We start from the raw sequence: 25,636 nt of genomic DNA, 5'->3' as shown, positions 1-25,636 counted from the left end.
TGGATCAGAGGTTCATTACATCGAGAAAGCGCGGCGTGGCGCTCTCGTCGATCTTCAGGCTCTTGAAGTCGAACAGGTTGCGGTCAGCCAGCTGCGACGGCACTACGTTCTGCAGGGCGCGGAACATGATCTCGGTGCGCCCCGGCGACTTGCGCTCCCAGTCCTGCAGCATCTCCTTGACCACCTGGCGCTGCAGATTTTCCTGAGAACCACAGAGATTGCACGGAATGATCGGGAATTCCTTGAGCTGGCTATAAGCCTCGATATCCGCCTCGTTGCAGTAAGCCAGCGGACGAATCACCACGTTGCGGCCATCGTCCGCGCGCAGCTTGGGCGGCATGGCCTTGAGGGTGCCGCCGTAGAACATATTGAGGAAGAAGGTTTCCAGGATGTCGTCGCGGTGGTGACCTAGGGCCATCTTGGTCGCGCCGATCTCATCGGCAAAGGTGTACAGCGTGCCGCGACGCAGGCGCGAACACAGCGAACAGGTGGTCTTGCCTTCCGGGATCTTCTCCTTGACCACCGAATAGGTGTCCTTCTCGACGATGTGATAAGGCACACCGATGGACTCCAGATAGGCCGGCAACACATGTTCCGGGAAGCCTGGCTGCTTCTGGTCCATATTCACCGCAACGATCTCGAACTTGATCGGCGCGACCTTCTGCAGGTGCAGCAGCACGTCGAGCATGGTGTAGCTGTCCTTGCCGCCAGACAGGCAGACCATGACCTTGTCGCCATCCTCGATCATGTTGAAGTCGGCAACGGCTTCGCCGGCCTGGCGACGCAGGCGTTTTTGCAGTTTGTTCTGATTGACCGAGAGGGTGCCCATGGTGCGCTGGAATCCGGAAGTCGTTGAGGATGCGGCATTTTACGCAGAAAGCGTGACGCGCCCTACCCCAATCAAAGTGAAATGCTAGGCTGCGCCGATGAACGACGATTTCGACCTGGGCCTCGACCTGCCCGAACAACTACATGAGCTGCTGCGCGCCGCCCCTGCCGGTCTTGGCGAATACCAGCTGATCCAGCTACTGAAAGCCCGCCAGTGTGTGCATATCCCCAACCTGCCGCTGACCGACAAGCTGGCGCTATTCCGCACCCATTTTCTGCTGTTTAACGCCCTCTATCGCCTGCGCGAGCGGCTGTGGGCGACGCAGAGCGGCTATCTGCAGATCAGTGCGCTGAATATCCAGTTGCTGCCCTACCAGCCCGGCAGCGCCGAGCTGAGTGAACACGACCCGCTGCGCGACTATTACCTCGACCTGAGCCAGCTCGACGACACTGACGAGCAGGATGTGGCCAAACTGCTGCTGAGCTTCTGGACGCGCATGCACGGCAGCGAGGAAAGACAGGCGGCACTGGAACTGTTCGAGCTCGAAGGCAACGAGCAAACGCTCAATCTCGCCACTATCAAGCACCGCTACCGACAACTGGTGAGCCTGCACCATCCTGATCGCGGCGGTAACACAGCGCGCCTGCAGTCGATCAACAAGGCCATGGAAATCCTCGAACGCTATTACGGACGTGTTTGAGAGTCCGATTTGCTCTAACGCCACGCCTTTGTCCTTATTAATGGCTGCCTATACTGCGACATACGGTCGCATAGGTTCGGCCTTGTACCTGATGACGCTGCACATGCGAATCAGGCGCTGCGCTGGGGGGCGACCGCTATAACAAGAGGAGGTCTGGCATGATCCATCACGTTTGGGGGCTATTCACCCATCCCGACCAGGAATGGCAGGAAATTCGTGGCGAAGAAGAAACCATTAGCCACATGTATCTCACCCACGTACTGATTCTCGCGGCAATTCCCGCAGTCTCGGCCTATATCGGCACCACCCAGGTTGGCTGGTCAATCGGCGATCGAGCGCCGGTGATGCTGACCGAGGCCAGTGCGCTGCAAATGACCGTCATGACCTACCTGGCAATGCTTGCCGGGATCGCAGTGATGGGCGCGTTTATCCACTGGATGGCACGCACCTACGATGCCAGCCCGAACCTTACGCAATGCGTGGTATTTGCTGCCTATACCGCTACACCGCTGTTTATCGGCGGGCTGGCGGCGCTCTATCCACATCTCTGGCTGGCCATGGTGGTGGGCACGGCGGCCATCTGTTACACGGTTTATCTACTCTACGTCGGCATACCGACCTTTATGGGCATACCCGAGGATGAAGGCTTTATGTTCTCCAGCTCGGTGCTCGCGGTAGGTCTAGTGGTACTGGTGGCGATGATCGCCAGTTCGGTGATTCTCTGGGGCTTTGGGGTCGGCCCGGTCTACACCAGCTAAGGCAACAGCTGATGACACAAGACGAAACCACCTACGGGTGGTTTCGTCGTTTCAGGGCTGTGATCGCTGCGCTGCTTGGGCATAATCGCTGCCCCCATCTTGATCGCCGCACTTATGTCCGAACACCTTCTAAGCCGCGTGGAACAGTGCTACCAGCAGGCTGAAGCCTTTTTCAAACGCCCCTTTGCCCGCGCCGAGGTGAGTTTCAAGCTGCGTGGACAAAAGGCCGGTGTGGCGCACCTGACGGAAAACAAGCTGCGCTTCAACCCGCAGCTGTACCGGGAAAACCGCGAAGACTTCCTCAAGCAGACCGTGCCGCACGAAGTGGCGCACCTGATCGCGCATCAGCTGTTCGGCCTGAAAATCCAGCCCCATGGTGAAGAATGGCAACTGATCATGCGCGGCGTGTATGAGCTACCGCCCAACCGCTGCCACAGCTATACGGTGCAGCGGCGCACGGTCAGCCGCTATATCTACCGTTGCAGCTGCCCACAGGGGGAGTTCCCGTTTTCCGCCCAGCGCCATTCCCTGGTCAGCAAAGGCCGGCGCTACTACTGCCGGCGTTGCAAGGTGACCTTGAGCTATACCGGCGAACAGCGCGTCGAATAAGCCGCTGTTGGCATTAGAGGACGTAACGCAGCACCGCGACAAAATGCATCAAGCTGCCGCCCATGACGAACAGGTGCCAGATGCCGTGCCAGTGACGGAAGCGGCTGTCATAGGCGAAGAAGATGATGCCCACCGTGTACAGCACCCCGCCGCCGGCCAGCCAGATAAAACCCGCCATGCCCAGCGCGGCAATCAGTGGTTTGACCGCGATCAGCACAATCCAGCCCATCACTGCGTAAATCACGATCGATAGCACCCGCGCCTCGGAGCGCGGCTTGATCTCCTGCAGCATGCCGATGATTGCCAGCGTCCAGACGATGCCGAACAACGTCCAGCCCCAGGCACCCTCAAGGGTCACCAGGCAGAACGGTGTATAGCTGCCGGCAATCAGCAGGTAGATCGACAGGTGATCGAGCTTACGCATTAGCACTTTCGCCCGGCCCTGCACGCTGTGATAAAGCGTGGAGATGCTGTAGAGCAGCACCAGGGTCAGGCCATAGATCGCCACGCTGATGATCTTGCGCAACTCACCATCCAGAGTCGCCAGCACCAAGAGCCACACCGCTCCCGCGCAGGCCAGAAGCGCCCCGACCAGATGCGTCCAGGCGTTGAAGCGTTCCCCGTGATACATATTTTCCGTTCCCGAAGCGCCCACTGGCGCGAATGCATCAGGCTTATGCCGGAAAAAAGTCTATTTGACGAGTGCCGGGTTGCCGCCCCACGCAAAGCACGGCGCGAACTAAGGCCTCAGGATGCACTCAGGCGCGCGGCAGGCTGACGCGAATCACACAATTCGCGCCGTCATCTTCGTGCTGCACATCGCCGCCCTGGGCGCGGGCCAGAGCGCGAGCAGCGGCAAGAGGTTTGTTGCTGGCTGGGCGCGCAGGCAGCAGCAGTTTTACCTGCGCGGGGTTCTCATCGATCATCACCAGGCTCAGCTGGCTGCCCACCGGGCATGCTGCATGGGCGTGCTTGAGCACGCGGTAGAGCAAGGCATGGCAAAGCCCGGGGTCGGCCATTACCGCGGTACTGCTGCCCAGCGCGGTTTCCAGCTGGATATCGACGCCGCGGTCGCCATAACGCTGGCGCAGTTCGCCGATTAGTTCACGCAGCAGCGGATTAAGCCGGATGCTTTCAGGACGCAACTCACGCTGCCCGGCTTCAAGGGATAACTGCTCACCCGCCAGCGCCAACAGCTCCTTCATCTGCTGACTGCCTTGCGTGGCCAGCTGCACCTGCTGCTTCTGCGCCGGATTGAGCGCTGCATCCTGCGTCAGGCTCTGCAACGCCTCGGTGCATTGGCTGAGTGGTTGCAGCAGGTCATGGCTGATCAGGTGCAGCATGTCCGCGCGCAGGGCGGCCAGCTCCAGCAGCTGATCCAGGTCGGTCTGCAGCTGCCGGCGATGCTCGACATAGCGCATCAGGTTGCGCACGCGAATGCGCAGTAGAGTCGGGTCTATCGGCTTGAACACATAGTCCACCGCGCCCAGTGACAGCCCCTGCTCGCGGGAGCGTTCATCGCTCAGGGCGGTAACGAAAATAATCGGGATATGCTCAGAAGCATGGTGCTGGCGCAGTCGCCGCGCCACTTCGAAGCCGTCCATATCGGGCATCATCACGTCCAGCAGGATCAAGTCCGGCGGATTATCGGAATGGCAGATGGCGATGGCTTTCTCACCGTTGTGCGCCAGTTTCACCTTGAACTGATCGCGAAACAGCCCGGCCAGTAGCTGCAGATTCTCCGGCGTGTCATCGACCACCAGAATGCTCGCGCGCTCCTCGCCCTGCGGCAGGCTGGTTTGCGCCAGCAGATCATCACGCTGCAGGGAGCGCTGAATCCGCTCCAGCAGGCGCTGGGTGGTAAAGGGTTTGACCAGCAGGTCGCGGATGCCCAACTGGATAGCCCGCTGCACATCCTGACGCTGCATGGCGCTGGACATCAGCACAAAGGGGATTTCCGCCAGCGCTTCATCGCTGCGCATGCCTTCAAATAGCGCCAGGCCGGTGGAGCCCGTCAGGTTCTGCTCACTGAGCACCAGCGAAACCGGCGCCTGTCGCAGCTGCTGCAATGCACTCGCCACATCATTGGCCTGCAGTACCTGGGCAAAGCCATGGCGTTGCAATTCATCAACCAGGGCGCGGGTCAGTAGCGGGTCGCTATCGACAACTAACAGCGTGGTGGCATTGATTGACATGCTGCAGAACACCTCTATGCGTTGGAAACTGGCTCATCGCTGTATCGCTGGGCGATCTGGGCAAATACTTCACTGATCTGCACAAAGCCATCGACGATATCCGGATCAAAATGGCTGCCGCGCCCCTCACGGATAATTTCCGAAGCTTTCTCATGGCTGAAGGGCGGCTTATATACCCGCCGCGAAATCAGCGCGTCATACACATCGGCCAGGGCCATCAAGCGCGCCGAAAGGGGAATCGCCTCCCCCGCCAGACCTTGCGGGTATCCACTGCCGTCCCATTTCTCCTGATGGCTAAGCGCGATTTCCTTGGCGTGGCGCAAAAAGGCGATGGACTCCCCCAACTCCTGCTCGGCATGCACGATGGCATCGCGGCCCAGGGTGGTGTGGGTTTTCATGATTTCAAACTCGTCAAAATCCAGCTTGCCCGGCTTGAGCAGGATGCTGTCGGGAATGCCGACCTTGCCGATGTCATGCAGGGGCGCCGATTTGAATATCGACTGGATCGTTTCAGCGGTTAGTTCGGCGGCAAAACGCGGATGCGTCTGCAGATGCTCGGCCAGGGCCTTTACATAGAACTGAGTGCGGCGGATATGGTTGCCGGTTTCGTTGTCGCGGGTTTCCGCCAGGGAGGTAATCGCCCGAATGGTTACGTCCTGAATCGCCATCACTTCGCGGGTGCGTTTTTCCACCTCGCGCTCAAGAAAGGCATTCTGGTTCTGCAGCAAATCACGGGCGAACTTCAACTGCAGCTGGGTGTGCACGCGGGCCAGAACAATCGCCGGATTGATCGGTTTGCTGATGTAATCGACAGCGCCCAGGTCCAGGCCAATCTTCTCATCATCGGCCGCCGTCATCGCGGTGAGGAAAATCACCGGAATCGCGGCAGTGCTCACATCCTGCTGCAAGCGGCGCAACACTTCGTAACCGTCCAGCTCCGGCATCATGATGTCGAGCAGAATCAGGTCGGGCTTGGCATCGCCGCGAACAATCTGCAGCGCACGCTCACCGCTGGGCGCCAGCTTAACCTTGTAAGCCTCGCGCAACAGTCCGCTCATCAACGACAGATTCTCGGGGGTGTCATCCACCACCAGGATCGTCGGTTTTTCCCTGCCGGCCATTAGCCTGTCCATCACGTCGCGTCCTTACTCAATGCCGGATTGCTCTGTATCGCCGCGCGCAGAACCGCCAATGCGTCGTCCAGAATGTAACTGTTGATGGCCCGCTCCAACGCCGCAAACTCTGGCCCCAGTACCGCTTTGAACAAAGCAGTCTCCTGCTGGAACAACTCGATGGAGTCGGCATCGTCATCGCTCAGCAAAAACTCCAGACGGGCCAACAGTTGGCGTACCCGCGGCCAATCGATAGCACCGGCTGCGGCCTCCGTCACGGCCTGCGCGGGCAGAACTTCCTGTAGTCGGGTGATCAGCTCGGCACAGCTTGCTGCCAACGATCTAAGTTGTGCGTCGAACTGGCTATCCGGCGGCCCTTGCCTGAGGGCATCTTCCAGCACACCGGCCTGTTCGGCCAGGCCATTGGCGCCGATGGTTGCGGCAGTGCCCTTAAGGGTATGCAGGGCACGGAGGGCATCTTCATGCAGGCCTTCGGCGAGCAAACGCTGCGTCTGCTGCGCTGCATCTGCCTGGCCCTGAATAAATCTGCGCAGCATCGATTCATAGGCTGCTCGCTTGTTCAGCACCCGGCGCAAACCGCCCGGCACATCGACGCCGACAATCGGAGGAAAACCCGCTTCAAGCTGAGCCGGTGCGTGTACCGCAGGCAGCGCTGCGACCTCTCCGGCCACAGCCGGCAGCCACTTCAGCAGCATCGCGAACAGCTCGTCCGGATCGATGGGTTTGGCCAGGTGCGCATTCATGCCGGCGGCCAGGCACTGCTCACGGTCGCTGCTCATGGCGTTGGCAGTCATGGCCAGCACCGGCAAATCGGCCCAGCGTGGGTTGGCACGAATCTTCCGGGTGGCGGTCAGGCCATCCATCACCGGCATCTGCATATCCATCAGCACCAGCTGGTAGTCGCTACGGGCCAGCATATCCAGGGCAACCTGGCCGTTCTCGGCCACAGCAACACAGACCCCAGCAGCCTCCAGCAGATCACGGCCGACCTGCTGATTCAGCTCGTTGTCATCCACCAGCAGCACCTGGGCGCCGCGCAGAGGGCTGAGGTCCTGCACGCTAACGCTACTGGCCGGGCGCAGTTGGGTGTCGCTGGTGGTGCTGCCGCCCAAGGCGCGAATCGCCGCATCGAACAGCAGCGACGGGCTGACCGGTTTGACCAGCAGCAAGGCAATCCCGGCCTGCTCGGCCTCATGGAACACCTCTTCGCGGCCATAAGCCGTAACGATCACCGGCTGCGGCGCAGGTTCGAGCAAGGCCAACTGGCGGCAGGTTTCCAGGCCATTGATACCGGGCATCTTCCAGTCGACAAAAGCCGCTTCGAAGGGCGCACCCGCAGCGCAGGCCTTGACTGCAAGCTCCAGCGCCTGCTCGCCGCAGTCGGCTTCCGTCACCTGAAAACTCATGGAGCGCAGCAGGCTGGCATGGATATGCAGCGCCTGCGGGTTGTCATCCACCACCAATACCCGACGATTGCGTAAATCCGGGGATGGCAGCAGCGACTGCACCGGTTTGGGCGCGGCAACCACGCCCAGGCGAGCGGTAAACCAGAAGGTGCTGCCCTGCCCCAGCACGCTGTCGACGCCTACCTCGCCGTGCATCAGCTCGGCCAGCTTGCGCGAGATGGCCAGCCCTAGCCCGGTACCGCCGTATTTGCGCGTGGTAGAGCTGTCGGCCTGCTGGAATGACTGAAACAGCCGCGCCTGCTGCTCGGGTGAAAGGCCGATACCGGAATCCTCGACCTCAAAACGCACCTGAATAGTCTTGGCATCCTGCGCAAGCAAGCGCGCACGAATCACGATAGCGCCACGTTCGGTGAATTTGACAGCGTTATTGGCATAGTTGATCAACACCTGCCCCACGCGCAGCGGGTCGCCCAGGAAGCTCTCTGGTAGCGCAGGGTCAATATCGAAGATCAGCTCCAGCTCCTTGCTGGCGCATTTTTCACCGATCAGGCTGGCCATATTTTCCAGCACCGTTTGCAGCTCGAATGGCAGCGTTTCGACTTCCAGCTTGCCGGCCTCGATCTTGCTCAGGTCAAGAATGTCGTTGATCAGCCCCAGCAGATGCTGGCCTGAGCGCTGGATCTTCTCCACGTAGTCACGCTGCTTGACGGTCAACTCGCTGCTCAGCACCAGATGGCTCATGCCGATCACAGCATTCATCGGTGTGCGTATCTCATGGCTCATATTGGCGAGGAAGTCCGACTTCAACTGCGACGCGCTCTCGGCCTTGGCCCGAGCGATCTGCAGCTCCTCTTCATGCTCACGCAGCGCCTGATTGGCCTCGGCCAGCTCCTGGGTGCGCTGTTGTACGCGCCCTTCCAGCACTTCTTCATTCTCCTGCAGGGCTTCCACCAGCTTGCCCTGCGCGGCCAGCAACTGGCGCTGCGCTCGCACACGCTGACGCGTCTGACGCAGCATGGCGAGACCGAACATTAGGGTCAGAAAACCCTGAAACAGGGTCAGCGCCGTGGTGACCACCACCTGGGAACGCAGCTCGGCGTTGCGCCCATCGACGGTACGCGCCGCCAGTTGGGCCGAGGTGTAGCCAAGTTCCTGCACATCCTCCTGCAGCAGCTGCAACTGCTCGCGCAGCAAGGGCGCATCCAGTGGCGTGCCACGCCGGGCAAACGCCTCAAGCGCGGCGTCCGCCGTGTGGATAAAAACATCCAGCGCCTGCAGGGTTTGCTGGTAGATCGCCTCATCGCCCATCAGCCGCTGCGCCGACTCGGTCTGGATGGTGCTGACGCGGCTGACGAAGATGTCGTAGCGCAACTGCAGCTCATCAATACCGATGCTGCCGGGGCGGTCGGACGCCTGCGTGCGGCGCGGCATCACGGGGTCAAGGATGTAGGCGTGCAGCGCATGGTCAAAGCGCTGGTACTCGGTACTCAACTGAGCAAAGGCCCACAGCGCGTTATCGTCACCGCTGCTCATCACCTCGCTCAAGCTGCGGTATTGATGGGCGAGAATCGCCCCGATCGCCACGTACAGCAGCACCAGGCTGACGATCAACAGCCACAGCAGGCGGAACTGGCGCATGGCTATTTGATCTGCAGGGCGCGCAATTGCCAGGCCGAGCGATTGTAGAAAGTCGCAGCCTGCAGCTCGGCCTTGCTATCGAAGGGGTAGACGAGAAACAGCGGGCCCTTTTCGCGTACGGGCATGGGCTGGCCATTCATCAGAATGGCCACGATCAGGTCGTAGTCGACTGCGTCACTGAAGGGAATTTCGGTGCGGTAATCATTCAGGGCGATAGCGGTGATGTTCTCACCCTTACTGCCGGCAGCGGCCAGTACATCACGCAGCAAGGGGCCGCTGAACTTGACGGGCTCTGCGTACCAGGGCGTTTGTGTAGTGAAGCTGTGCTGCGGCAAGGCTTGCAGCATCGGCATATCGAATACAGCTTGTTGCTGCATATTCGGCTGCGTAACCAGCCCGGAAATACGCAATATCACTGGGCCGCTGGGCGTATCGAGCGCCAGGCTCAGGCCGGAAAACAGCAGCAATGCGCTCAGCGCAAGCGCCTGCAGATGACAGTGGCTGGTAGACACAGGCATTCCCCTCACATCCATTTTTCGGAGATAACACGGCAAACAGCAGCCCTCCCGATGACAACCATCCGCGCCGCAGAGCGAATGATTCTCGAAGCGTAGAACAGTTGCTCGCTACAAGCCGTGTTTGCACCGATTAATGCATGAGATTGAGAGGCAACGCCAGCCTTAATAGTGATGCCCAGTGGCCTGAATCAGGCCACTACTTTGGCCGCCTTGAGCTGGGCGATTTGCTCGGCGCTGTAGCCCAGTTCCGCCAGCACCTCACTGGTATGTGCACCCAGGGTTGCGCCGATATGCCGGGGTGCGGGCAAGCCGTTGGAGAATTTGATCGGGCAGGCGATCTGCGTCTGCGGCGCGTTGCCTGCGCGCGGCACTTCGGTGACCAGGCCGCGGGCCTTGATCTGCGGATGTTCGACCGCCTCGCTAAGGTTGAGCATCGGCTCGACGCAGGCATCCAGGCCGGCGAATACCTGGCCCCACTCGGCGAAATCGCGTTTCTCGAACTCGATTTCGATCTCGCGTTTAAGCGCCTGCTGATCTTCGGGTTTCTGCGACAGCCCGCGCGCGGCCAGCTCCGGACGGCCGATGGCGGCGCAGAACTGCTGCATAAACTGCGGCTCCAGGCTGCCGACCGAGAACCAGCGGCCGTCGCGGGTGCGGTAGTAGTCGTAGAAGCTGCCGCCATTCAGCGCCTGGTTTTCCATCGCAGGCTCCACACCGGCCGCCAGATAGCCCGCGCCGGCCATGCCGTGCAGGCTGAAGGCGCAGTCGGTCATGCTGATATCCACCTGCTGGCCCTGTCCCGTGGCCTGACGCTGGATCACCGCCGCGAGCAGGCCGATCACCCCGTGCAGCGAGCCGCCGGCAATATCCGCTGCCTGAATGCCCAGTGGCAGCGGCCCGGTTTCGCGGCGGCCGGTGTAACTGGCAATGCCGGCCAGGGCCAGGTAATTGATGTCGTGGCCGGCGCGGTCCCTGTACGGGCCGCTCTGGCCGTAGCCGGTGATCGACACATAGATCAGCTTCGGGTTGATCGCCTTCAGCGCTTCATAACCGACACCGAGCTTGTCCATCACCCCAGGGCGAAACTGCTCCAACACGATGTCGTACTCGGCCACCAGCTGCTTGACCATCGCCACCGCCTCGGCCTGTTTCAGGTCCAGGGCGATACAGCGTTTGTTGCGGTTGAGATAGGCGTGGCTGGCTGACACGCCGCCGTCGTGCGGCGGCAGTACACGCACCAGGTCCATGCGCGAAGGCGACTCGACCCGCAGCACTTCCGCGCCCATATCGGCCAGCAGCAAAGAGGCAAACGGCCCGGGCAACAGAGTGGAGAAATCCAGCACTTTAAGTGACGACAGCGGGCCTTGCATAACAGCTCCTCAGGGAACTCAATCCCGTAGCCCGGATGCAATCCGGGGAATATCAACAGACTCCCGGATTGCCTCCGGGCTACCCAACGCTCACTGCCAATGCAGCGGCTGCTTGGCATCCAGCTCGCTTAGCTGGTCGGCAAAGCGCGCCTCCAGCACATTGCGGCGGATCTTCATGGTCGGCGTCATGCAGCCGTTGTCCACGGTCCAGGCCTCGCGCACCAGTACAAAGTGGCTAAGCCGCTCGTGGGCCTCAAGCTGGGCATTGAGCTGCTGCAAAGTCTGCGCAAGGTCGGCCGCCACCTGTTCACGGGCATGCTCGCGAGCAGCTGGCGACAGTTCGATCAGCGCCAGTGGCTGATCCAGATTGCTGCCCATCAGGCACACCTGCTCGACCCAGAGGTTCTTGGCGATCTCGCCTTCAATCGGCGCCGGGGCGATGTACTTGCCCTTGCTGGTCTTGAAGATGTCCTTCACCCGCCCGGTAATTTTCAGGTAACCGGCCGCATCCACCTCGCCCTTGTCACCGGTATGCAGCCAGCCATCAGTGATGGTTTCCGCGGTTTTCTCCGGGTCTTGGTAGTAGCCCAGCATCAGGCTCGGGCAGCGCAGGAGGATTTCGCCATTCTCGGCGATGCGCAATTCATTACCCGGCATCGGCCGGCCCACGGTGCCGAAACGCACCTGCCCCGGCCTGTTGAAACAGCCATAGGCCAGGTGCTCGGTCATGCCGTAGCCCTCGCAGATGGTGATGCCGATGCTCTGATACCAATCGAGCAACGCACGCGGAATCGCCGCCGCGCCGCTGACCAGAATACGCGCACGATCCAGCCCCAGCCCCTTGCGAATCTTGCGCGCCACCAGCCCGCCAATCAGCGGAATGCCCAGCAACCGCGCCAGCTTGGGCTGCGGCAGTTTCTCCAGCACGCCCTGCTGAAAGCGCGTCCACAAGCGCGGCACGGAGAAGAACACGGTCGGCCGTACATGGCGCAGGTCGCTGGCAAAAGTTTCCAGCGACTCGACAAAGGCGATTCGCCCACCGCTGTACAGCGCCGTCATCTCCACCAGAAAGCGCTCGGCGGCATGTGACAGCGGCAGGTAGGAGAAGTACTGATCCTGCTCGGTAATCTGCAGCTCCTTCACCGAGCGCCCGCCGGCAATGGCAAAGGCCTTGGCCGAGAGCATCACGCCCTTGGGCTGACCGGTGGTGCCGGAGGTATAAAGGATGCTCAGCAACTCATCCGGCGCCTGCCTGTGGCCATCGCGTAACGGTTGATGCGCTGTCAGCAAGGCATGCCAGCCGTGGTTGGCCTGGATGGTCGGATATGGCATGGCGATACGCATGACTTCAGCCGGAATACCCGGCGCGAGCTTGGCCGGTTCATCCAGCTTGCCGAGAAAGATCGCCTTGCACTGCGAATGGCGCAGCACATAGTCGATGCTTTCCGCCGACTGCAACGGATACAACGGCACGCTGACCAGCCCGGCGAGCATGATCGCCAGGTCGGCGATGATCCACTCGGCGCAGTTCTTCGCCAGCAGCGCGACCCGATCACCCGGCGCGCAACCCAGCGCTTGCAGGGCCGTGGCCATGCGCCGCGCCTGGTCATCCACCTGCGCCCAGGTGAAGTCATGCCACTGGCCGTTAACCGGTTGGCTGAGCCAGACCGCATCGGGGCGTTTTTCAACCCAGAGCGCCAGGCGCTCCAGGGGCAGTTGATCCGTCATAGCAATCCCTCGTTCTTATTGTTTTGCAGACATGAACGTTAGCGCTTGAACAGCTTCCCTCGGAAAAAACATCGTGCGGCCTGAAGACGGGCGATCCCGATAAACCGCAGGGATCGCCTGGTGGCGGCACTTTGCCTACAGCTTCATCCCGCGGCTGATGATCTCTTTCATGATCTCCGAGGTGCCGGCGAAGATGCGCTGGATGCGCGCGTTCGCGTACATCTTGCAGATCGGGTATTCCCACATATAACCCCAGCCACCGTGCAGTTGCACGCCTTCGTCGACCACCTTGCACAGCAGTTCGGTGGTGAACAGCTTGGCCTCGGCGGCCACTTCTGGGGTGAGTTTTTTCTCGTTGTGATCGGTCACGCAGCGGTCGACAAACACCTGCGCCACGTCGATCTGCGTGCGCATCTCCGCCAGCTTGAAACGGGTGTTCTGGAAGTGCGAGATCGGCCGGTCGAAGGCTTTGCGCTCACGCACGTAATCGATGGTCACCTGCAGCGCCGCCTCGGCCGCCGCCACTGCGCCGCAAGCGTTAGTCAGGCGTTCCTGGGCAAGCATGTTCATCAGGTAGAAAAAGCCGCCCTTGGCGTCGCCCAGCAGGTTGGCCTTTGGCACCTTGACGTTATTGAAGAACAGCTCGGCGGTGTCCTGGCTCTTCATGCCGAGTTTTTCCAGGTTTTTGCCGCGCTCGAAACCTTCCATTCCGCGCTCAACCAGGAACAGGCCCATGGCGTGCTTGTTGGCTGGATCGGTCTTGGCCGCAACGATCACCACATCGGCCAACAGACCGTTGGAGATAAACACCTTAGAGCCATTGAGTACGTAGTGATCGCCCTGATCCACCGCGCTGGTACGCATGCCGGCCAGGTCGGAACCGGCGCTCGGTTCGGTCATCGCCACCGCGAGAATCAGCTCGCCGCTGATAATCCCCGGCATAAAGCGCGCCTTCTGCTCGGCGTTGCCGTACTCGGCGATATAGGGCCCGCACAGCGCCGAGTGCAGCGGCAGCATAAAGCCCGGCTCGTTAATCTTCGCCAGCTCCTCGCACATGATCTGCTCGTAGCGGAAATCCTTGAGCCCGGCACCGCCGTACTCCTCATCCGCCCACGGCAGCAGAAAGCCCATATCGCCGGCCTTCTTCCACACCTCGCGGCTGACCACGCCGGCCGCTTCCCATTCGTCCTGACGCGGTACCACTTCCTTTTTCAGGAAGGCGGCGAACGCGTCGCGAAACATGTTGTGTTCGGTGTCGAAAATAAGGCGCTGCATGCGGCTGTGCTCCCTGAGCTGAAGTCGTGCAGCAGGTTAGGCCCCACGCCCCCGCCGCCTCAATGACCCATGCGCTCAGCCTAGATTGACCCAATCGCTCGACCGGCTTGTCGGCGGCACAATCAGCTGCCTACCATCGGCGTACTTTCAAGGAGCCGTCATGCGCGAACGCACCATCGCCAGCCACTTTGTCCGCGCAGCCTTACGCGGCGCCGAACGCCAGGGCCACGACTGCACGCCGCTGCTGCGCCAACTGGGCATCCAACCGGCGCTGCTCGACGAGCCACGCGCGCGGGTCGCACCCGAACAGTTCGCCCGTCTGGTGCAACTGCTGTGGGAAAGCCTCGACGACGAATACCTGGGCTTCGGCCGCCTGCGCAGCAAACGCGGCACCTTCGCCATGATGTGTTACGCGATCATCCACTGCCATTCACTGGAAAAAGCCCTGGGCCGTGGCGCGCTGTTCTACAGCCTGTTCCCCGAAGCCCCGGCCATCAGCATCCAGCGCGAAGGCGACTGGGCGCGCCTAAGCGTGGACGATTCGACCTTGTGGGACCCCGACCACTTTCTGGTGGAAAGCCTGTTGGTGATCTGGCATCGCCTCGGCAGCTGGCTGATCGGCCAGCGCATTCGCCTGGAAGAAGCCACCTTCACCTACCCCCAACCCGCCCACGCCGGCGAATACGAACTGCTATTTCCCTGCACCCGGCGCTTCACAGCCGGGCGCACCAGCCTGCTGTTCCATGCGCGCTACCTGGCCATGCCGCTGCTGCAGGACGAACGCACCCTCAAGCAATTCCTCCAGCACTCCCCCGCCGACCTGCTGGCCCGCCCGGATGGCGGCGACAGCCTGATCAGCCAGATCCGCCGCCTGCTCGGCCGCGACTGCAGCAACTGGCCGGATCTGGATGCCGTCGCCCAGCAACTGCATATGAGCCCGCAAACCCTGCGCCGGCATTTACGCGAGGAAGGCTCGAGTTTTCAGGAATTGAAGGATCACCTGCGCCGCGACCTGGCGATTTATCACCTGGGACGTGATGAGCTGGCGATTCAGGATATTGCTGAGCAGCTGGGGTTTTCCGAACCCTCGGCATTTCATCGGGCGTTTAAGAAATGGACGGGGTTAACGCCGGGGGCTTATCGGGCGCAAGAGGGGTAAGACGCGGCAAGTGTTTGTAACAGCAGAAATACTCTTTAGAAGCGGCCAGCTAAGTTGGCCAGCAGCGACTGACTCTTATGCGAAAAAACGCTGACTTAGAGCCGCAAGGAACAAGCCGCGCGCCCCTCTGCCTCGAAGCTTTTCAACCACTGTTTGAGCTCATCGATCGGCTTGGGCTTGCACAGCCAAAATCCCTGCAGCATGTCGCAGCCTTTGGCCTTCAAGTGGCCGGCTATCTCGGCGGCCTCAATACCTTCGCCCACTACTCGGTAACCGAGGCTGCGCGCCATCTGGATGGCAGTCGACACAATCACGTCGGCGCTTTCACTGGTGCAAATATCGTGGATCAGCGAGCGATCCAGTTTCAACTCTGAGGCAGGCAGTTGCTTGAGGTAGGACAAAGAGGAATAGCCGCTACCAAAATCATCGATGGATATCTGATAACCCAGATCAGCCAAGACATTCAGCGCCTGCAGGCTCCGGACAGGATCAAGCATGGCTGCCGTTTCTGTGATTTCAAGGGTTACGGAGCCGGCCTGCAGGCCACTCTGCTGCAGGGCCGACGCCAATACGCCCTTGAGCTCGGCAGACTCTAAGTCGCGCGCAGAAATATTAATGGCGACACTCAACTCACGGTTGTCTTTATGCAAGTCCGCCAAATCACTCATGGCCTGAACGATGACCCATCGGGTCAGCTGGGTGATGATGCCCGTTTCTTCCGCCAGGGGAATAAAATCTGCCGGGCTTACCCACCCGCGCTCATCATGGTGCCAACGAATCAACGCCTCTATACCAACAATCTGACCGGTCTCAAGATCCTGTTTGGGCTGGTAATAAAGCATGATCTGGTTCAGCTGCAGGGCTTTGCGCAGATCAGCCATCAACGTCAGCCGACTCTCGTTGTAAATATCGTACTTAGGGGAATAGATGCCCGTTTCGTTGACGCCCCGTGGTGTTATTTCCATGCCGACATGGGCGTTGCGGATCAGCTCGGCGGCAGATCGACCATGCTCCGGGTAACTGGCTGCGCCGAAGCGAGGGTGCAGCTCAATCGCCAGGTGATCCAGCCATACGGGCTCGGCCAGCTGCCTTAGAGCGATATTGAGGGCTGAAAAATCGTTGCCCGCTTTATCCACGTCAACCAGCAAGCAGAAGCAGTCACCCGACAGATGATAAACCCGCTCCTCCCGGCCTTGATCGTCGCGAACGGCTTGAATAAACGGTAACCCGGCTGCCAGATCTACCATTTGCTCCGCCACGCGTTTCATTATCCACTCACTCCTGGCCAGGCCAAGCGTGCGATTGATTTCATCAAGGCGCGTGATCCGGGCCAAACCCACCATATAACGACGGTGAGGAGCCTGTTGCAGTTGCTGGTCCACCATCCATTCAAAACGGTTGCGGTTGGGCAGCCCGGTAACAGGGTCGTGCGCCAAGGCGCGGGTGAGAAGGTTCTGTGCGAGATTGCGCGACTGAGCCTCCTGGAGGCTGGCAGCCTGGGCAATGATTTTGTCTTCCCGTTCACGATAAAGCCGGTCCGCCAGAGCCAGCGTCAGGATAAAGGCTTCCAGGCCAGAACCTATCTGCATGGCGTACTCGGTAACGAAGTTCTCAGGAAAGACCCCAAGCGCCCTGCCGGCCGTTGCCAGTACCCCGATAGTCAGAGGGGTCCAGGCCAGGGTAAAAAATGCCCCGGCCCGAACGCCGTCCAACCAGACAACGGGACCGGCGACAAGCAGCAGCGAAAAGAAGAACAGCGCGGAAAACGATGCAATCTGGATACCCGTGTAATAGTCGAGAAAAGGTGCCGAGAAGAGAAATAACAACTCGAACACCATCATGGCGATCAGCACTTTATCCAGCCGCGGGCTGTGGATTCTGGTGTTGAGGAACTCCCGACAGAACAACAGGGAAAACAGCGCCAGGGCGGGTATCGAGACGAGCAGCGCCTTGGCATGTAGCAGCGGCCACTGGGGATAAAGGTGCTGGAAACTGAAGCCGTTGATGGACGCGAAAAACAGCAGATACCCCGAAATTGCCAGGCCGTAGTAGAGATACAGCTTCTCGCGCAGGCTTAGATACACGGCGAGATTGATCAGGATGATGACCAGCATGCTGCCGTAGTAGAAGAAATGCAGCTTCAGCTCGTAGGCGGCGGTTTCAAAAAACACCTGCTCACGCCAGATACGCAGCGGCACGATCATGGAACCGGCCGTGGCGACCCGCACATAGACGGTCTTCATTTCCTCAGGAGCCAGGGGTACGAGCAGCAACATGCTCGGATGATCCACATCTCGTGGATAAAACGGCCGGCTGTCGCCCGTTTTCAGCGCTTTGACTTGGGAGCCACCCGCATACACGTAGAAAACCACATCGTCCAACTGGGGATAGGCCAACTCGGCAATCAGGTGCAGGTTGAGCTGCGCCTGATTGCTGAGGGAAAAGCGTAGCCAGTAGGCCGACGGTGTCAGACCGAAGTTGGCACTGCCATTGGGCACCAGCTCCCAGCGCTCATCGGGCAGAGCGGCCACCTGATCAATCACGGCTTCGCCCGTAGTGTCTTCCCAGAACTGGAAGTGGGCCTGGATATTTGCCGCTGGAGTAATCTCAATCGGCTCTGGTTGCGCCAAAGCCCTGAGACTCAGACAGGCAACTAAAACAGCGACCAGGATGCCTAACGCCCGGTTCAGATGCACGGAATGATGTCTCCGCCGCTAGCGGCCAGTGGGTGGCACTTTATTTTTGTTATTAAAGTGCAGTGTAGTCACTTGGCGCTTTAAGGAAAGCGGTACGGACAGCCTTCCCGGCTGTAATTTTTATTGTCTGAAACGTGATCTCGTATGATGGGTTGAGCAACGCGATACCCATCAACTCGCAGGTTTACCGTAACGGGCGAAACCAAAACGCAAAGTCACCGCGTTTATGAAACTTGTCGCTAAACCAGAGCAGTTGGCACCCTAAGCTGGCAAAGCGCCGGCCTCACTCACCGGCAAGCAACCGCTCAATGGTCGCCCGCAGTTCAGGATGCTCCGGCACGCGAATAGCAAACTCATCGCGCAGTACCTCAAGCACGGCATCCACATCGCGCAGCTGCAGCCGCTCGCTGGGCTCGCCCATGCGATGGATGGCGAAGCTGCCATTGCTAAGCGTCTTGCGTATACGCGGCCCGGTGCGGGCCACAACCAGTTGGCCGAGGAAGGGCGAGTCCGGGTGGGTGGACACATACCAGTTGCCGACCGTGTAATCGATTGGCGCCACCGTTTGCAGGTCGAACAGGTACATCGCCCGCCAGCTCCCGCTCACCAGGGCACGCAAGGTATAGGTGCCATCGACCAGGGTGAGTCGGTAAGGCTCGTGTGGGGTGGTTTGTTCCGCTTCGCTGTCCAGCAGTAGCGGGCCGGTCGGCACCATGCCGCCGAAGCCCACATCGGCGATATAGCGCACTGTGTCGAGGGTCACCAGCACCAGCATGTGCGTGCGTGCGGTCTGTGCATCCTCAGGCCCGCCCATCACCACTCGCCCAGTCAACCCGCGCGCTTCGAAGCCCAACGCTTGCAACAACAGCAGAAACAGCTGATTGAGCTCAAAGCAATAACCGCCGCGCCCCTGACGCAGCAGCTTGTCCTGCACGCTGGGCGGGTCGACGTGCACCGGAGCGTGGAGCATCGTCGACAGGGTTTCGAAGGGAAATTCGGCGGTGTGCCGCAACTGCAGTTCGCGCAGGGTTTCCAGGGTCGGCGGCGGTGCCGACGAGTAGCCCAGGCGCTTGAGGTATGTATTCAGGTCCAGCATGAACGGCTCGCTCATCAGGTGTTCCTCCTTTTCTACCTGCCAACCCTTTTACCAGAACAGCGCCACGGATAGACGAATGAACTGCCGCCAAGCCAGAGTGCACCGGCAGCCACACAAGCTCGCGGCTAAAGCCCAGCCTACGAAGCCGGCGTTATGCCTTCAGAAGAAAAGTGTCGAACCCTGAACGATGGGCGCCCTCTAAAACTATCTCTACTGGAGGAAATGTCTTATGTCCCAGCTACCCGAGCCCGTTCTGCAGGCCATGCAGCGCGGCGATCACGACCAGGCCATTCGCATGCTCAGCCTGAACCAGGGCATCAGCCCGGAGGCCGCCCAAGAGCAGATGAACCTCTACCTCGAAGAAAACCCACCCGTACGCCTGCGCGGGGCCGGCATTATCGGCCTGAGCAGGACCAACGCCCTGGTTTGGCTGGGCCTGATTGTGTTGATGGTGGTCGTTTATCTGGTGCTGGCGAGCTGAGCGCGTGCCTCACTCATGCAAGCGCACACGGAAACTCGCCCCACCCAACGCTGAATCCCCCAGCAGCAGTTCACCGCCGTAGCTTTCGATAATGTCCTTGACCACTGCGGTGCCAATGCCCTGCCCCGGATGCTGGGCATCCAGCCGCTCGCCACGGCGCAGGATGCGTTCGCGCTGATCAGCCGGCACGCCGGGGCCGTCATCTTCCACGCAGAGTTCGAGCATACCGCCCTGTTGCCGGACGCTGACGCGGATCTGCCCAAGACATAAGCGGTAGGCGTTTTCCAGCAGATTGCCGAGCAATTCGAGCAGCGCGCCGCGCTCCATCGGCAGGTGCTGCTCAGTGGCAAAATCGCGCTGCACCTGCACCTGTTTGTCGCGGTAGACCTTGTCCAGTGCATCGCAGAGCGTATCGAGCAGAGGCGCCAGGCGCGCGCTGTGGCGGATCAGGCCACTTTTGCGCAGGCTGGCGCGCTGCAGTTGATAGCCGATCTGCTGGCTCATGCGCTCGATCTGCTGTTGCAACACCTGCGATTGCTCGCGATTCTGCGGCTGGTTGTTGATCACCTCGGCCACGCTTTGCAGCACCGCCAAGGGGGTTTTCAGGCTGTGTGCCAGGTCGTCAAGGGAGTCTCGGTAGCGCTCGCGCTGCTGGCGTTCGCTCTCCAGCAAACGGTTGAGCGAGCCGGTCAGGCGCAGCAGCTCGCGCGGGTGTTGTTCGCTCAGACCTGCACGGGTGCCGGCCTCTACCTGATCCAGCTCAGCGCTGAGGCCGCGCAGGCTGCGAAAGCCCCAGGTCAGGCCAAACCACAGCAGCCCCAGCAGCACCAGCAGCGCGCCACCGAGCCAGAGGTAGAGCTGACCCATAAAGCCGTCGTACATGGCCTGGTAATCACTGGCCGGTTGCATGGTCACCACGCTGAAGGCCGCGCTCTGCCCACGCAGCAGGTCGATTTCCACGTCGTAGACGAAGAACTCGCGGCCATCGCGGTCGGTCATGCGCACAAACTCGTGGCCACGGCCATCGTAGCGCGGGCGGTAGCTGACGCTTTCATCCAGGGAGGAACGCGACTGCCAGACCCGTTTGCCCTGGCGGTCGTAGATAAAGCCCAGCAGCTTGGCTTCCAGGCTGTCGAATTCCTCATCCGGCAGTTTGTCGGGCATGGTCAGCCGACCGTTTTCAGTGCGTGCGGCGGAAACCAGCGCGGCGGCATCCGAAGCCAGGCGTTTTTCTATCGACTGTTCCAGGGCGATGACAAAGGCGCCGCGCAATGCCGGCAGCAGCGCCAGCATAAACAGTACGGCCAGCACCGTTGTACCGAGCATCAGGCGTAGGCGCAGGGACTCGCCGCGACGGCGGGCGGCCGGTTTGCTCAGCTCGGCAGCACTCATCGGCAGCGCTCGATAAACAGGTAGCCCTGGCCGCGCACGGTTTCGATGGGTTTGAAATCCAGCTGGCCTTCGAGTTTGCGGCGCAGACGGCCAACCAGCACTTCGATCACGTTGGGGTCGCGCTCTTCGTCATCCGGGTAGAGCTGCTCAATCAGCCGCTCCTTGGCTACCACCTGCTGCTGGTGGCGCATCAGGTATTCGAGAATGCGGTACTCGTAGGCCGTCAGTTGCAGGGCCTCGCCATCGAGCAGCGCCTGCTTGCGGTTGAGGTCAAGCAGCAGCGGCCCGGCGGCAATACTCGCCTGGGTAAAGCCCGAAGCGCGGCGCAACAAGGCATTCAAGCGCGCCTCCAACTCTTCGAACTGAAAGGGTTTGACCACGTAATCATCGGCACCGGCGGCCAGGCCTTCGACCTTGTCCTGCCAGTTGCCACGGGCGGTGAGAATCAGAATGGGGAAGCTCTTGTCCTGACTGCGCAACTGGCGAATCAGGTCCAACCCGCTCATGCCAGGCAGGCCGAGATCGATCACCGCCAGATCATGGTTGTATTCGGCAGCGCGATACAGGGCTTCTTCGGCATTGGCCACGGCATCGACCACATGGCCCTGCTCGCCAAGCCGGCTGTAGAGGTGGTGGCGCAGTAGCGCTTCATCTTCCACGACCAACAATTTCATCCTGCAAATTCCTCCAATAAAGCGGCCGGGCATGGTGCCCGGCCCTTTTGCCCTACCTGGTGCTTAGAACTTGTAGTTGGCACCCAGGTACAGCTGGCCGCTGCTGTGTAGGTCCAGCGAGCCAGCCTTGCCTGCGCCGTGTGGCGCCATTTCGGTGCTGGCATTGGTGCGCAGGTAGCGGTAGCCGGCTTCAATCGAGGCATTCTGGTTGATGTCCTGAAGAATGCCAGCCTGCAGGCCGAGGGCAAAGCCGATATCGCTGTCACGCTTGAAGCCTTTGCTCTCCTGCTCCAGCTTGACCAGGCCAGCGGTGGCGCCGCCGAACAGTTTGGTGTTGTAGTCGCCAACCGGCAGGAACACATCGTAGCTACCCAGCAGGTTCTGCTGACGCAGCTTGTTGCCGCGATCGGTGTCCGAGACATTCTCGTAGGTCATGTAGTAACGGTTTGCATCGCTGACCTGACCGGCGCGTACGCCCCAGGTGCCAGTGTCGTTGATTACCTTGCCAAGCTTGGGGCTGTTCAGGTTGCTGTTGAGCGAGCTGGATTTCTGGATGTTGTTGTCGGTCTGACCCCAGGTCAGGCCGGCGAAGTTGTCGGCGGCGTTGGCAGCAACAGCGGCGAACGTCAGGGAGGTGGCCAGGGCCAATTTGCTCAGAGTGTGGTTCATGGTGGTGTCCTCAGTGGTTAGTCGGTGTTGCTTAACTCGAGGTCCATGTTGCCTACCCCTAGCTGAACGCCCACTGAACCCTTGCTGAACCTAACCTGAACCAAGTGCACCGCCGCCTCTTTGCCGGCATCGCCAGGTCATTCCCCCACAGGCGGCGAGAAAGCCACTCGTCATGATTCAGCTCAATGGTTTTGTCCCTATTGCCTGTAGGGTCTAGCCTGACTGCTACGCATGAATGGAGTCAGCCGAGATGCCTGTCACCGATCGCGACACACCGAGCAAAAGCAAGGAAACCCGTCTGTTTCTGTTCCTGGTTATCTGTTTCTTCCCCCTTCTGTCCATCGCGCTGGTCGGTGGTTACGGCTTCATTATCTGGTTTATGCAAATGCTCATCGGCCCACCTGGCCCGCCCAGCTGATACCCCTGCCTGATCATCCCTGGAGCCACGGAATATGGCTGAGACCCTGCATATTGCCAGCCTGCTGGTACACGCCCGCCCCGAGCTGTTCGAGGCGGTGAAAGCCAATCTGAGTTTGCTTGACGGTGTTGAGCTGCATCAGCAAAGCCCACTGGGCAAGCTGGTGGTGGTGCTGGAAACCGTGAATGAGCAGCAGATCCTCGAGCGCATCGACCAGATCAGCAACCTGCCGGGCGTACTCAACGCCGCGCTGGTCTACCACGAACTGCTCAGCCCCGAAGGAGCCGACGAATGAGCATGACCCGCCGTCAATTCGCCAAAGCCAATGCCGCCGCCATTGCCGCCGCAGCGGCTGGCCTGCCGCTCGCCACCTCAGCCAGCAACCTGATTACCGAAGCGGACATGACTGCGCTGAACTGGAACAAGGCGCCCTGCCGCTTCTGTGGCACCGGCTGCAGCGTGATGGTGGCGACCAAGAACAACCGCGTGGTGGCCACCCACGGCGACGTCAAGGCCGAAGTCAATCGCGGCCTAAACTGCGTTAAAGGCTATTTCCTGTCGAAGATCATGTACGGCGTCGACCGCCTGACCCAGCCGCTGCTGCGCATGAAGAACGGCTCGTACGACAAACAGGGCGAGTTCCAGCCGATCAGCTGGGAGCAGGCCTTCGACATCATGGAGCTGAAATTCAAGGAAGCCCTGAAGAACAAAGGCCCCGAGTCGGTGGGCATGTTCGGCTCCGGGCAATGGACCATCTGGGAAGGCTATGCGGCCAACAAGTTGATGAAGGCCGGCCTGCGCAGCAACAACATCGACCCCAACGCGCGCCACTGCATGGCCTCGGCGGTAATGGGTTTTATGCGCACCTTCGGTGCTGATGAGCCGATGGGTTGCTATGACGATATCGAAGCCGCCGATGTGTTCGTGCTGTGGGGTTCGAACATGGCCGAGATGCACCCGATTCTCTGGAGCCGGGTCACCGACCGCCGCCTCAGCCACCCGCAGACCCAGGTCGCGGTGCTCTCGACCTTCGAGCACCGCAGCTTCGAGCTGGCTGACATCCCTATGGTGTTCAAGCCGCAGACTGATCTGCTGATCCTCAACTACATCGCCAACCACATCATCGAAAGCGGCGCGGTGAACAAGAGTTTCGTCAGCCAGCACACCAAGTTCGCTAAGGGTGCCGACGACATTGGCTACGGCCTGCGCCCCGATCACCCCTTGGAAATGCAGGCGAAGAATGCCGCGACCGCCAACACCTGGAGCGATATCTCTTTCGAGCAGTTCGCCGCCTTCGTCAAACCCTACACCCTAGAGCGTACCGCTAAGGAAACCGGGGTACCGGCCGAACGCCTCAAGGCCCTGGCCGAGCTGTATGCCGACCCCAAGCGCAAGGTCATGTCGTTCTGGACCATGGGTTTCAATCAGCACACCCGTGGGGTGTGGGCCAACAACCTGATCTACAACATCCATTTGCTCACCGGCAAGATCAGCGAGCCAGGCAACAGCCCGTTCTCGCTTACCGGCCAGCCTTCGGCCTGCGGCACCGCGCGCGAGGTCGGCACCTTCGCCCATCGCCTGCCCGCCGACCTGGTGGTGACCAATCCCAAGCACCGCGCCACCGCCGAGAAAATCTGGAAACTGCCCGCCGGCACCATTCAGGAAAAGGTCGGTTTCCACGCCGTGCAGCAGAGCCGCATGCTCAAGGACGGGGTGCTCAACGTTTACTGGACCCAGGCCAGCAACAATATGCAGGCAGGGCCCAACATCATGCAGGAAGTGCTGCCGGGCTGGCGCAACCCGGACAACTTCGTGATTGTCTCCGACGTCTACCCAACCGTTTCCGCCCAGGCTGCCGACCTGATTCTGCCCAGCGCCATGTGGGTGGAAAAGGAAGGCGCCTATGGCAACGCAGAGCGCCGCACACAGTTCTGGCACCAGTTGGTGACCGCTCCCGGCGAGGCCAAATCCGATCTATGGCAGCTGGTGGAGTTTTCCAAACGCTTTACCACCGACGAGGTCTGGCCCGCCGAACTGCTGGCCGCATCGCCGCAACACAAGGGCAAGACGCTGTACCAAGTGCTGTTCGCCAACGGTCAGGTTGATCAGTTCCCCAGCGAGCAGATCGAGGCTGGCCATATCAACGATGAAGCCAAGGCCTTCGGCTTCTACCTGCAAAAAGGCCTGTTCGAGGAATACGCCCAGTTCGGCCGCGGCCACGGCCATGACCTAGCCGAATTTGACCGTTACCACAGCGAACGCGGCATGCGCTGGCCGGTGGTGAACGGCGAGGAAACCCGCTGGCGCTACCGCGAAGGTCTCGACCCCTACGTGGCCAAAGGCAGCGGCGTGCAGTTTTACGGTTACCCGGACAAGAAGGCGATCATCTTCGCCCTGCCATACGAGCCGCCCGCCGAAGCGCCAGACGCCGACTACCCGTTCTGGCTCAGCACCGGCCGGGTGCTGGAGCACTGGCACACCGGCAGCATGACCCAGCGTGTCGAAGAGCTGCACAAGGCGGTGCCCGACGCCCTGGTGTACATGCACCCGGATGATGCCAAGGCGCTCAACGCCCGGCGCGGCAGCGAAGTCAAAGTGATTAGCCGGCGCGGTGAAATGCGCGCACGTATCGAAACCCGCGGGCGCAACAAACCGCCACAAGGCCTGGTGTTCGTGCCGTTCTTCGACGCCAACAAGCTGATCAACAAAGTCACCCTGGACGCCACCGACCCGATCTCCAAGCTAACGGGGCTGCGTAACATGTATAAAGCAGAGAGAGCCGCCGCGGAGAAGTGCTCGCAGCATTGGAAACCGGCGGGCCCACAAATCCGCAACAAGGCCTGGTGTTCGTGCCGTTCTTCGACGCCAACAAGCTGATCAACAAAGTCACCC

General features: G+C 60.6%; 21 protein-coding genes and 1 pseudogene. 8 read left to right on the top strand and 14 right to left on the bottom strand.

Features of this window, described 5'->3' with window-relative positions; genetic code table 11:
• Positions 1 to 4: 4 nt before the first annotated feature.
• The gene (gene ttcA / locus ACQ4LH_RS19800; RefSeq protein WP_430698767.1) at positions 5 to 829 is read right to left on the bottom strand and encodes a tRNA 2-thiocytidine(32) synthetase TtcA; all 825 of its coding nucleotides are present in this window, start codon (positions 827 to 829) and stop codon (positions 5 to 7) included.
• 97 nt (positions 830 to 926) lie between these two features.
• Between ttcA and ACQ4LH_RS19795 the strand changes: the two genes are divergently transcribed.
• From ACQ4LH_RS19795 to ACQ4LH_RS19785, 3 genes are all read left to right on the top strand, one after another.
• Positions 927 to 1,529 (top strand): DNA-J related domain-containing protein, encoded by a 603-nt coding sequence (locus ACQ4LH_RS19795; RefSeq protein ID WP_430698766.1) that lies wholly within the window; start codon positions 927 to 929, stop codon positions 1,527 to 1,529.
• 158 nt (positions 1,530 to 1,687) lie between these two features.
• Positions 1,688 to 2,287 carry a Yip1 family protein gene (locus ACQ4LH_RS19790; protein ID WP_430698765.1) on the top strand — a complete coding sequence of 200 codons (600 nt, stop codon included), beginning with the start codon at positions 1,688 to 1,690 and terminating at the stop codon, positions 2,285 to 2,287.
• Between the two features lie 114 nt (positions 2,288 to 2,401).
• Positions 2,402 to 2,896 carry a SprT family zinc-dependent metalloprotease gene (locus ACQ4LH_RS19785; RefSeq protein WP_430698764.1) on the top strand — a complete coding sequence of 165 codons (495 nt, stop codon included), beginning with the start codon at positions 2,402 to 2,404 and terminating at the stop codon, positions 2,894 to 2,896.
• 13 nt (positions 2,897 to 2,909) lie between these two features.
• Here ACQ4LH_RS19785 and trhA read toward each other — a convergent pair whose 3' ends face one another.
• The 8 genes from trhA to ACQ4LH_RS19745 form a co-directional block, all read right to left on the bottom strand.
• The gene (gene trhA, locus ACQ4LH_RS19780; protein ID WP_430698763.1) at positions 2,910 to 3,527 is read right to left on the bottom strand and encodes a PAQR family membrane homeostasis protein TrhA; all 618 of its coding nucleotides are present in this window, start codon (positions 3,525 to 3,527) and stop codon (positions 2,910 to 2,912) included.
• Positions 3,528 to 3,654: 127 nt separating this feature from the next.
• Positions 3,655 to 5,091, bottom strand: coding sequence for an ATP-binding response regulator (locus ACQ4LH_RS19775; protein ID WP_430698761.1), 1,437 nt, complete (start codon positions 5,089 to 5,091; stop codon positions 3,655 to 3,657).
• 14 nt (positions 5,092 to 5,105) lie between these two features.
• Positions 5,106 to 6,224, bottom strand: a complete 1,119-nt coding sequence (locus tag ACQ4LH_RS19770) for an HD domain-containing phosphohydrolase (RefSeq protein WP_430698759.1) — start codon at positions 6,222 to 6,224, stop codon at positions 5,106 to 5,108.
• Positions 6,224 to 9,268 (bottom strand): response regulator, encoded by a 3,045-nt coding sequence (locus tag ACQ4LH_RS19765; protein WP_430698758.1) that lies wholly within the window; start codon positions 9,266 to 9,268, stop codon positions 6,224 to 6,226. Before ACQ4LH_RS19765 ends, ACQ4LH_RS19770 begins: the two co-directional genes overlap by 1 nt.
• A gap of 2 nt (positions 9,269 to 9,270) precedes the next feature.
• Complete coding sequence (locus tag ACQ4LH_RS19760) at positions 9,271 to 9,786, bottom strand: molybdopterin-dependent oxidoreductase (protein ID WP_430698757.1); 516 nt, start codon at positions 9,784 to 9,786, stop codon at positions 9,271 to 9,273.
• Positions 9,787 to 9,974: 188 nt separating this feature from the next.
• Entirely contained in the window at positions 9,975 to 11,156 is a 1,182-nt protein-coding gene (locus tag ACQ4LH_RS19755) for a CaiB/BaiF CoA transferase family protein (RefSeq protein WP_430698756.1), read from the bottom strand.
• A 90-nt stretch (positions 11,157 to 11,246) separates the two neighbouring features.
• Positions 11,247 to 12,884 (bottom strand): AMP-binding protein, encoded by a 1,638-nt coding sequence (locus tag ACQ4LH_RS19750; RefSeq protein WP_430698755.1) that lies wholly within the window; start codon positions 12,882 to 12,884, stop codon positions 11,247 to 11,249.
• A gap of 135 nt (positions 12,885 to 13,019) precedes the next feature.
• Positions 13,020 to 14,159: an acyl-CoA dehydrogenase family protein gene (locus ACQ4LH_RS19745; RefSeq protein WP_430698754.1), complete on the bottom strand. Its 1,140-nt coding sequence runs from the start codon at positions 14,157 to 14,159 to the stop codon at positions 13,020 to 13,022.
• A 160-nt stretch (positions 14,160 to 14,319) separates the two neighbouring features.
• Between ACQ4LH_RS19745 and ACQ4LH_RS19740 the strand changes: the two genes are divergently transcribed.
• A complete protein-coding gene (locus tag ACQ4LH_RS19740) occupies positions 14,320 to 15,318 on the top strand; it encodes an AraC family transcriptional regulator (protein ID WP_430698753.1) in 999 nt (332 codons plus the stop codon).
• A gap of 95 nt (positions 15,319 to 15,413) precedes the next feature.
• Here the strand turns inward: ACQ4LH_RS19740 and ACQ4LH_RS19735 are convergent, their stop codons facing one another.
• The gene (locus ACQ4LH_RS19735) at positions 15,414 to 18,014 is read right to left on the bottom strand and encodes an EAL domain-containing protein (protein WP_430698752.1); all 2,601 of its coding nucleotides are present in this window, start codon (positions 18,012 to 18,014) and stop codon (positions 15,414 to 15,416) included.
• 283 nt (positions 18,015 to 18,297) lie between these two features.
• Entirely contained in the window at positions 18,298 to 19,125 is an 828-nt protein-coding gene (locus tag ACQ4LH_RS19730) for an arylamine N-acetyltransferase family protein (protein ID WP_430698751.1), read from the bottom strand.
• Between the two features lie 214 nt (positions 19,126 to 19,339).
• Here ACQ4LH_RS19730 and ACQ4LH_RS19725 point away from each other — a divergent pair, with 214 nt between their 5' ends.
• On the top strand, positions 19,340 to 19,591 hold the full coding sequence (locus tag ACQ4LH_RS19725; protein WP_430698750.1) for a hypothetical protein: 252 nt from the start codon (positions 19,340 to 19,342) through the stop codon (positions 19,589 to 19,591).
• Positions 19,592 to 19,600: 9 nt separating this feature from the next.
• Here ACQ4LH_RS19725 and ACQ4LH_RS19720 read toward each other — a convergent pair whose 3' ends face one another.
• The 3 genes from ACQ4LH_RS19720 to ACQ4LH_RS19710 form a co-directional block, all read right to left on the bottom strand.
• Entirely contained in the window at positions 19,601 to 20,983 is a 1,383-nt protein-coding gene (locus ACQ4LH_RS19720) for an ATP-binding protein (RefSeq protein WP_430698749.1), read from the bottom strand.
• Positions 20,980 to 21,657: a response regulator gene (locus ACQ4LH_RS19715; RefSeq protein ID WP_430698748.1), complete on the bottom strand. Its 678-nt coding sequence runs from the start codon at positions 21,655 to 21,657 to the stop codon at positions 20,980 to 20,982. Before ACQ4LH_RS19715 ends, ACQ4LH_RS19720 begins: the two co-directional genes overlap by 4 nt.
• Positions 21,658 to 21,720: 63 nt before the next feature.
• Positions 21,721 to 22,326 (bottom strand): hypothetical protein, encoded by a 606-nt coding sequence (locus ACQ4LH_RS19710; protein WP_430698747.1) that lies wholly within the window; start codon positions 22,324 to 22,326, stop codon positions 21,721 to 21,723.
• 250 nt (positions 22,327 to 22,576) lie between these two features.
• On the opposite strand from ACQ4LH_RS19710, the gene ACQ4LH_RS19705 reads away from it, so the two are divergent.
• The 3 genes and pseudogenes from ACQ4LH_RS19705 to napA form a co-directional block, all read left to right on the top strand.
• Positions 22,577 to 22,744 (top strand): periplasmic nitrate reductase, NapE protein, encoded by a 168-nt coding sequence (locus ACQ4LH_RS19705; protein WP_430698746.1) that lies wholly within the window; start codon positions 22,577 to 22,579, stop codon positions 22,742 to 22,744.
• Between the two features lie 34 nt (positions 22,745 to 22,778).
• On the top strand, positions 22,779 to 23,039 hold the full coding sequence (locus ACQ4LH_RS19700) for a chaperone NapD (RefSeq protein WP_430698745.1): 261 nt from the start codon (positions 22,779 to 22,781) through the stop codon (positions 23,037 to 23,039).
• A pseudogene (gene napA, locus ACQ4LH_RS19695) lies at positions 23,036 to 25,492 on the top strand (nitrate reductase catalytic subunit NapA); the annotation flags it as partial. The gene ACQ4LH_RS19700 and the pseudogene napA, both read left to right, overlap by 4 nt.
• Between the last annotated feature and the right edge of the window lie 144 nt (positions 25,493 to 25,636).

This window comes from Pseudomonas peli (assembly GCF_050563605.1).
Classification (GTDB): Bacteria; Pseudomonadota; Gammaproteobacteria; order Pseudomonadales; family Pseudomonadaceae; genus Aquipseudomonas; species Aquipseudomonas peli_A.
Note: the sequence above shows the minus strand (reverse complement) of the source record. Positions and strands in the feature narration are given on the sequence as shown.

What these genes read in the sequence shown, in the direction of transcription:
- ACQ4LH_RS19710 (WP_430698747.1), bottom strand. Translation starts at nt 22,326, where the DNA reads ATGAACCACACTCTGAGCAAATTGGCCCTGGCCACCTCCCTGACGTTC.
- ttcA (WP_430698767.1), bottom strand. Translation starts at nt 829, where the DNA reads ATGGGCACCCTCTCGGTCAATCAGAACAAACTGCAAAAACGCCTGCGT.
- ACQ4LH_RS19750 (WP_430698755.1), bottom strand. Translation starts at nt 12,884, where the DNA reads ATGACGGATCAACTGCCCCTGGAGCGCCTGGCGCTCTGGGTTGAAAAA.
- ACQ4LH_RS19795 (WP_430698766.1), top strand. Translation starts at nt 927, where the DNA reads ATGAACGACGATTTCGACCTGGGCCTCGACCTGCCCGAACAACTACAT.
- ACQ4LH_RS19700 (WP_430698745.1), top strand. Translation starts at nt 22,779, where the DNA reads ATGGCTGAGACCCTGCATATTGCCAGCCTGCTGGTACACGCCCGCCCC.
- ACQ4LH_RS19785 (WP_430698764.1), top strand. Translation starts at nt 2,402, where the DNA reads ATGTCCGAACACCTTCTAAGCCGCGTGGAACAGTGCTACCAGCAGGCT.
- ACQ4LH_RS19770 (WP_430698759.1), bottom strand. Translation starts at nt 6,224, where the DNA reads ATGGACAGGCTAATGGCCGGCAGGGAAAAACCGACGATCCTGGTGGTG.
- ACQ4LH_RS19760 (WP_430698757.1), bottom strand. Translation starts at nt 9,786, where the DNA reads ATGCCTGTGTCTACCAGCCACTGTCATCTGCAGGCGCTTGCGCTGAGC.
- ACQ4LH_RS19720 (WP_430698749.1), bottom strand. Translation starts at nt 20,983, where the DNA reads ATGAGTGCTGCCGAGCTGAGCAAACCGGCCGCCCGCCGTCGCGGCGAG.
- ACQ4LH_RS19740 (WP_430698753.1), top strand. Translation starts at nt 14,320, where the DNA reads ATGCGCGAACGCACCATCGCCAGCCACTTTGTCCGCGCAGCCTTACGC.
- ACQ4LH_RS19715 (WP_430698748.1), bottom strand. Translation starts at nt 21,657, where the DNA reads ATGAAATTGTTGGTCGTGGAAGATGAAGCGCTACTGCGCCACCACCTC.
- ACQ4LH_RS19775 (WP_430698761.1), bottom strand. Translation starts at nt 5,091, where the DNA reads ATGTCAATCAATGCCACCACGCTGTTAGTTGTCGATAGCGACCCGCTA.
- trhA (WP_430698763.1), bottom strand. Translation starts at nt 3,527, where the DNA reads ATGTATCACGGGGAACGCTTCAACGCCTGGACGCATCTGGTCGGGGCG.
- ACQ4LH_RS19725 (WP_430698750.1), top strand. Translation starts at nt 19,340, where the DNA reads ATGTCCCAGCTACCCGAGCCCGTTCTGCAGGCCATGCAGCGCGGCGAT.
- ACQ4LH_RS19745 (WP_430698754.1), bottom strand. Translation starts at nt 14,159, where the DNA reads ATGCAGCGCCTTATTTTCGACACCGAACACAACATGTTTCGCGACGCG.
- ACQ4LH_RS19755 (WP_430698756.1), bottom strand. Translation starts at nt 11,156, where the DNA reads ATGCAAGGCCCGCTGTCGTCACTTAAAGTGCTGGATTTCTCCACTCTG.
- ACQ4LH_RS19705 (WP_430698746.1), top strand. Translation starts at nt 22,577, where the DNA reads ATGCCTGTCACCGATCGCGACACACCGAGCAAAAGCAAGGAAACCCGT.
- ACQ4LH_RS19765 (WP_430698758.1), bottom strand. Translation starts at nt 9,268, where the DNA reads ATGCGCCAGTTCCGCCTGCTGTGGCTGTTGATCGTCAGCCTGGTGCTG.
- ACQ4LH_RS19730 (WP_430698751.1), bottom strand. Translation starts at nt 19,125, where the DNA reads ATGAGCGAGCCGTTCATGCTGGACCTGAATACATACCTCAAGCGCCTG.
- ACQ4LH_RS19790 (WP_430698765.1), top strand. Translation starts at nt 1,688, where the DNA reads ATGATCCATCACGTTTGGGGGCTATTCACCCATCCCGACCAGGAATGG.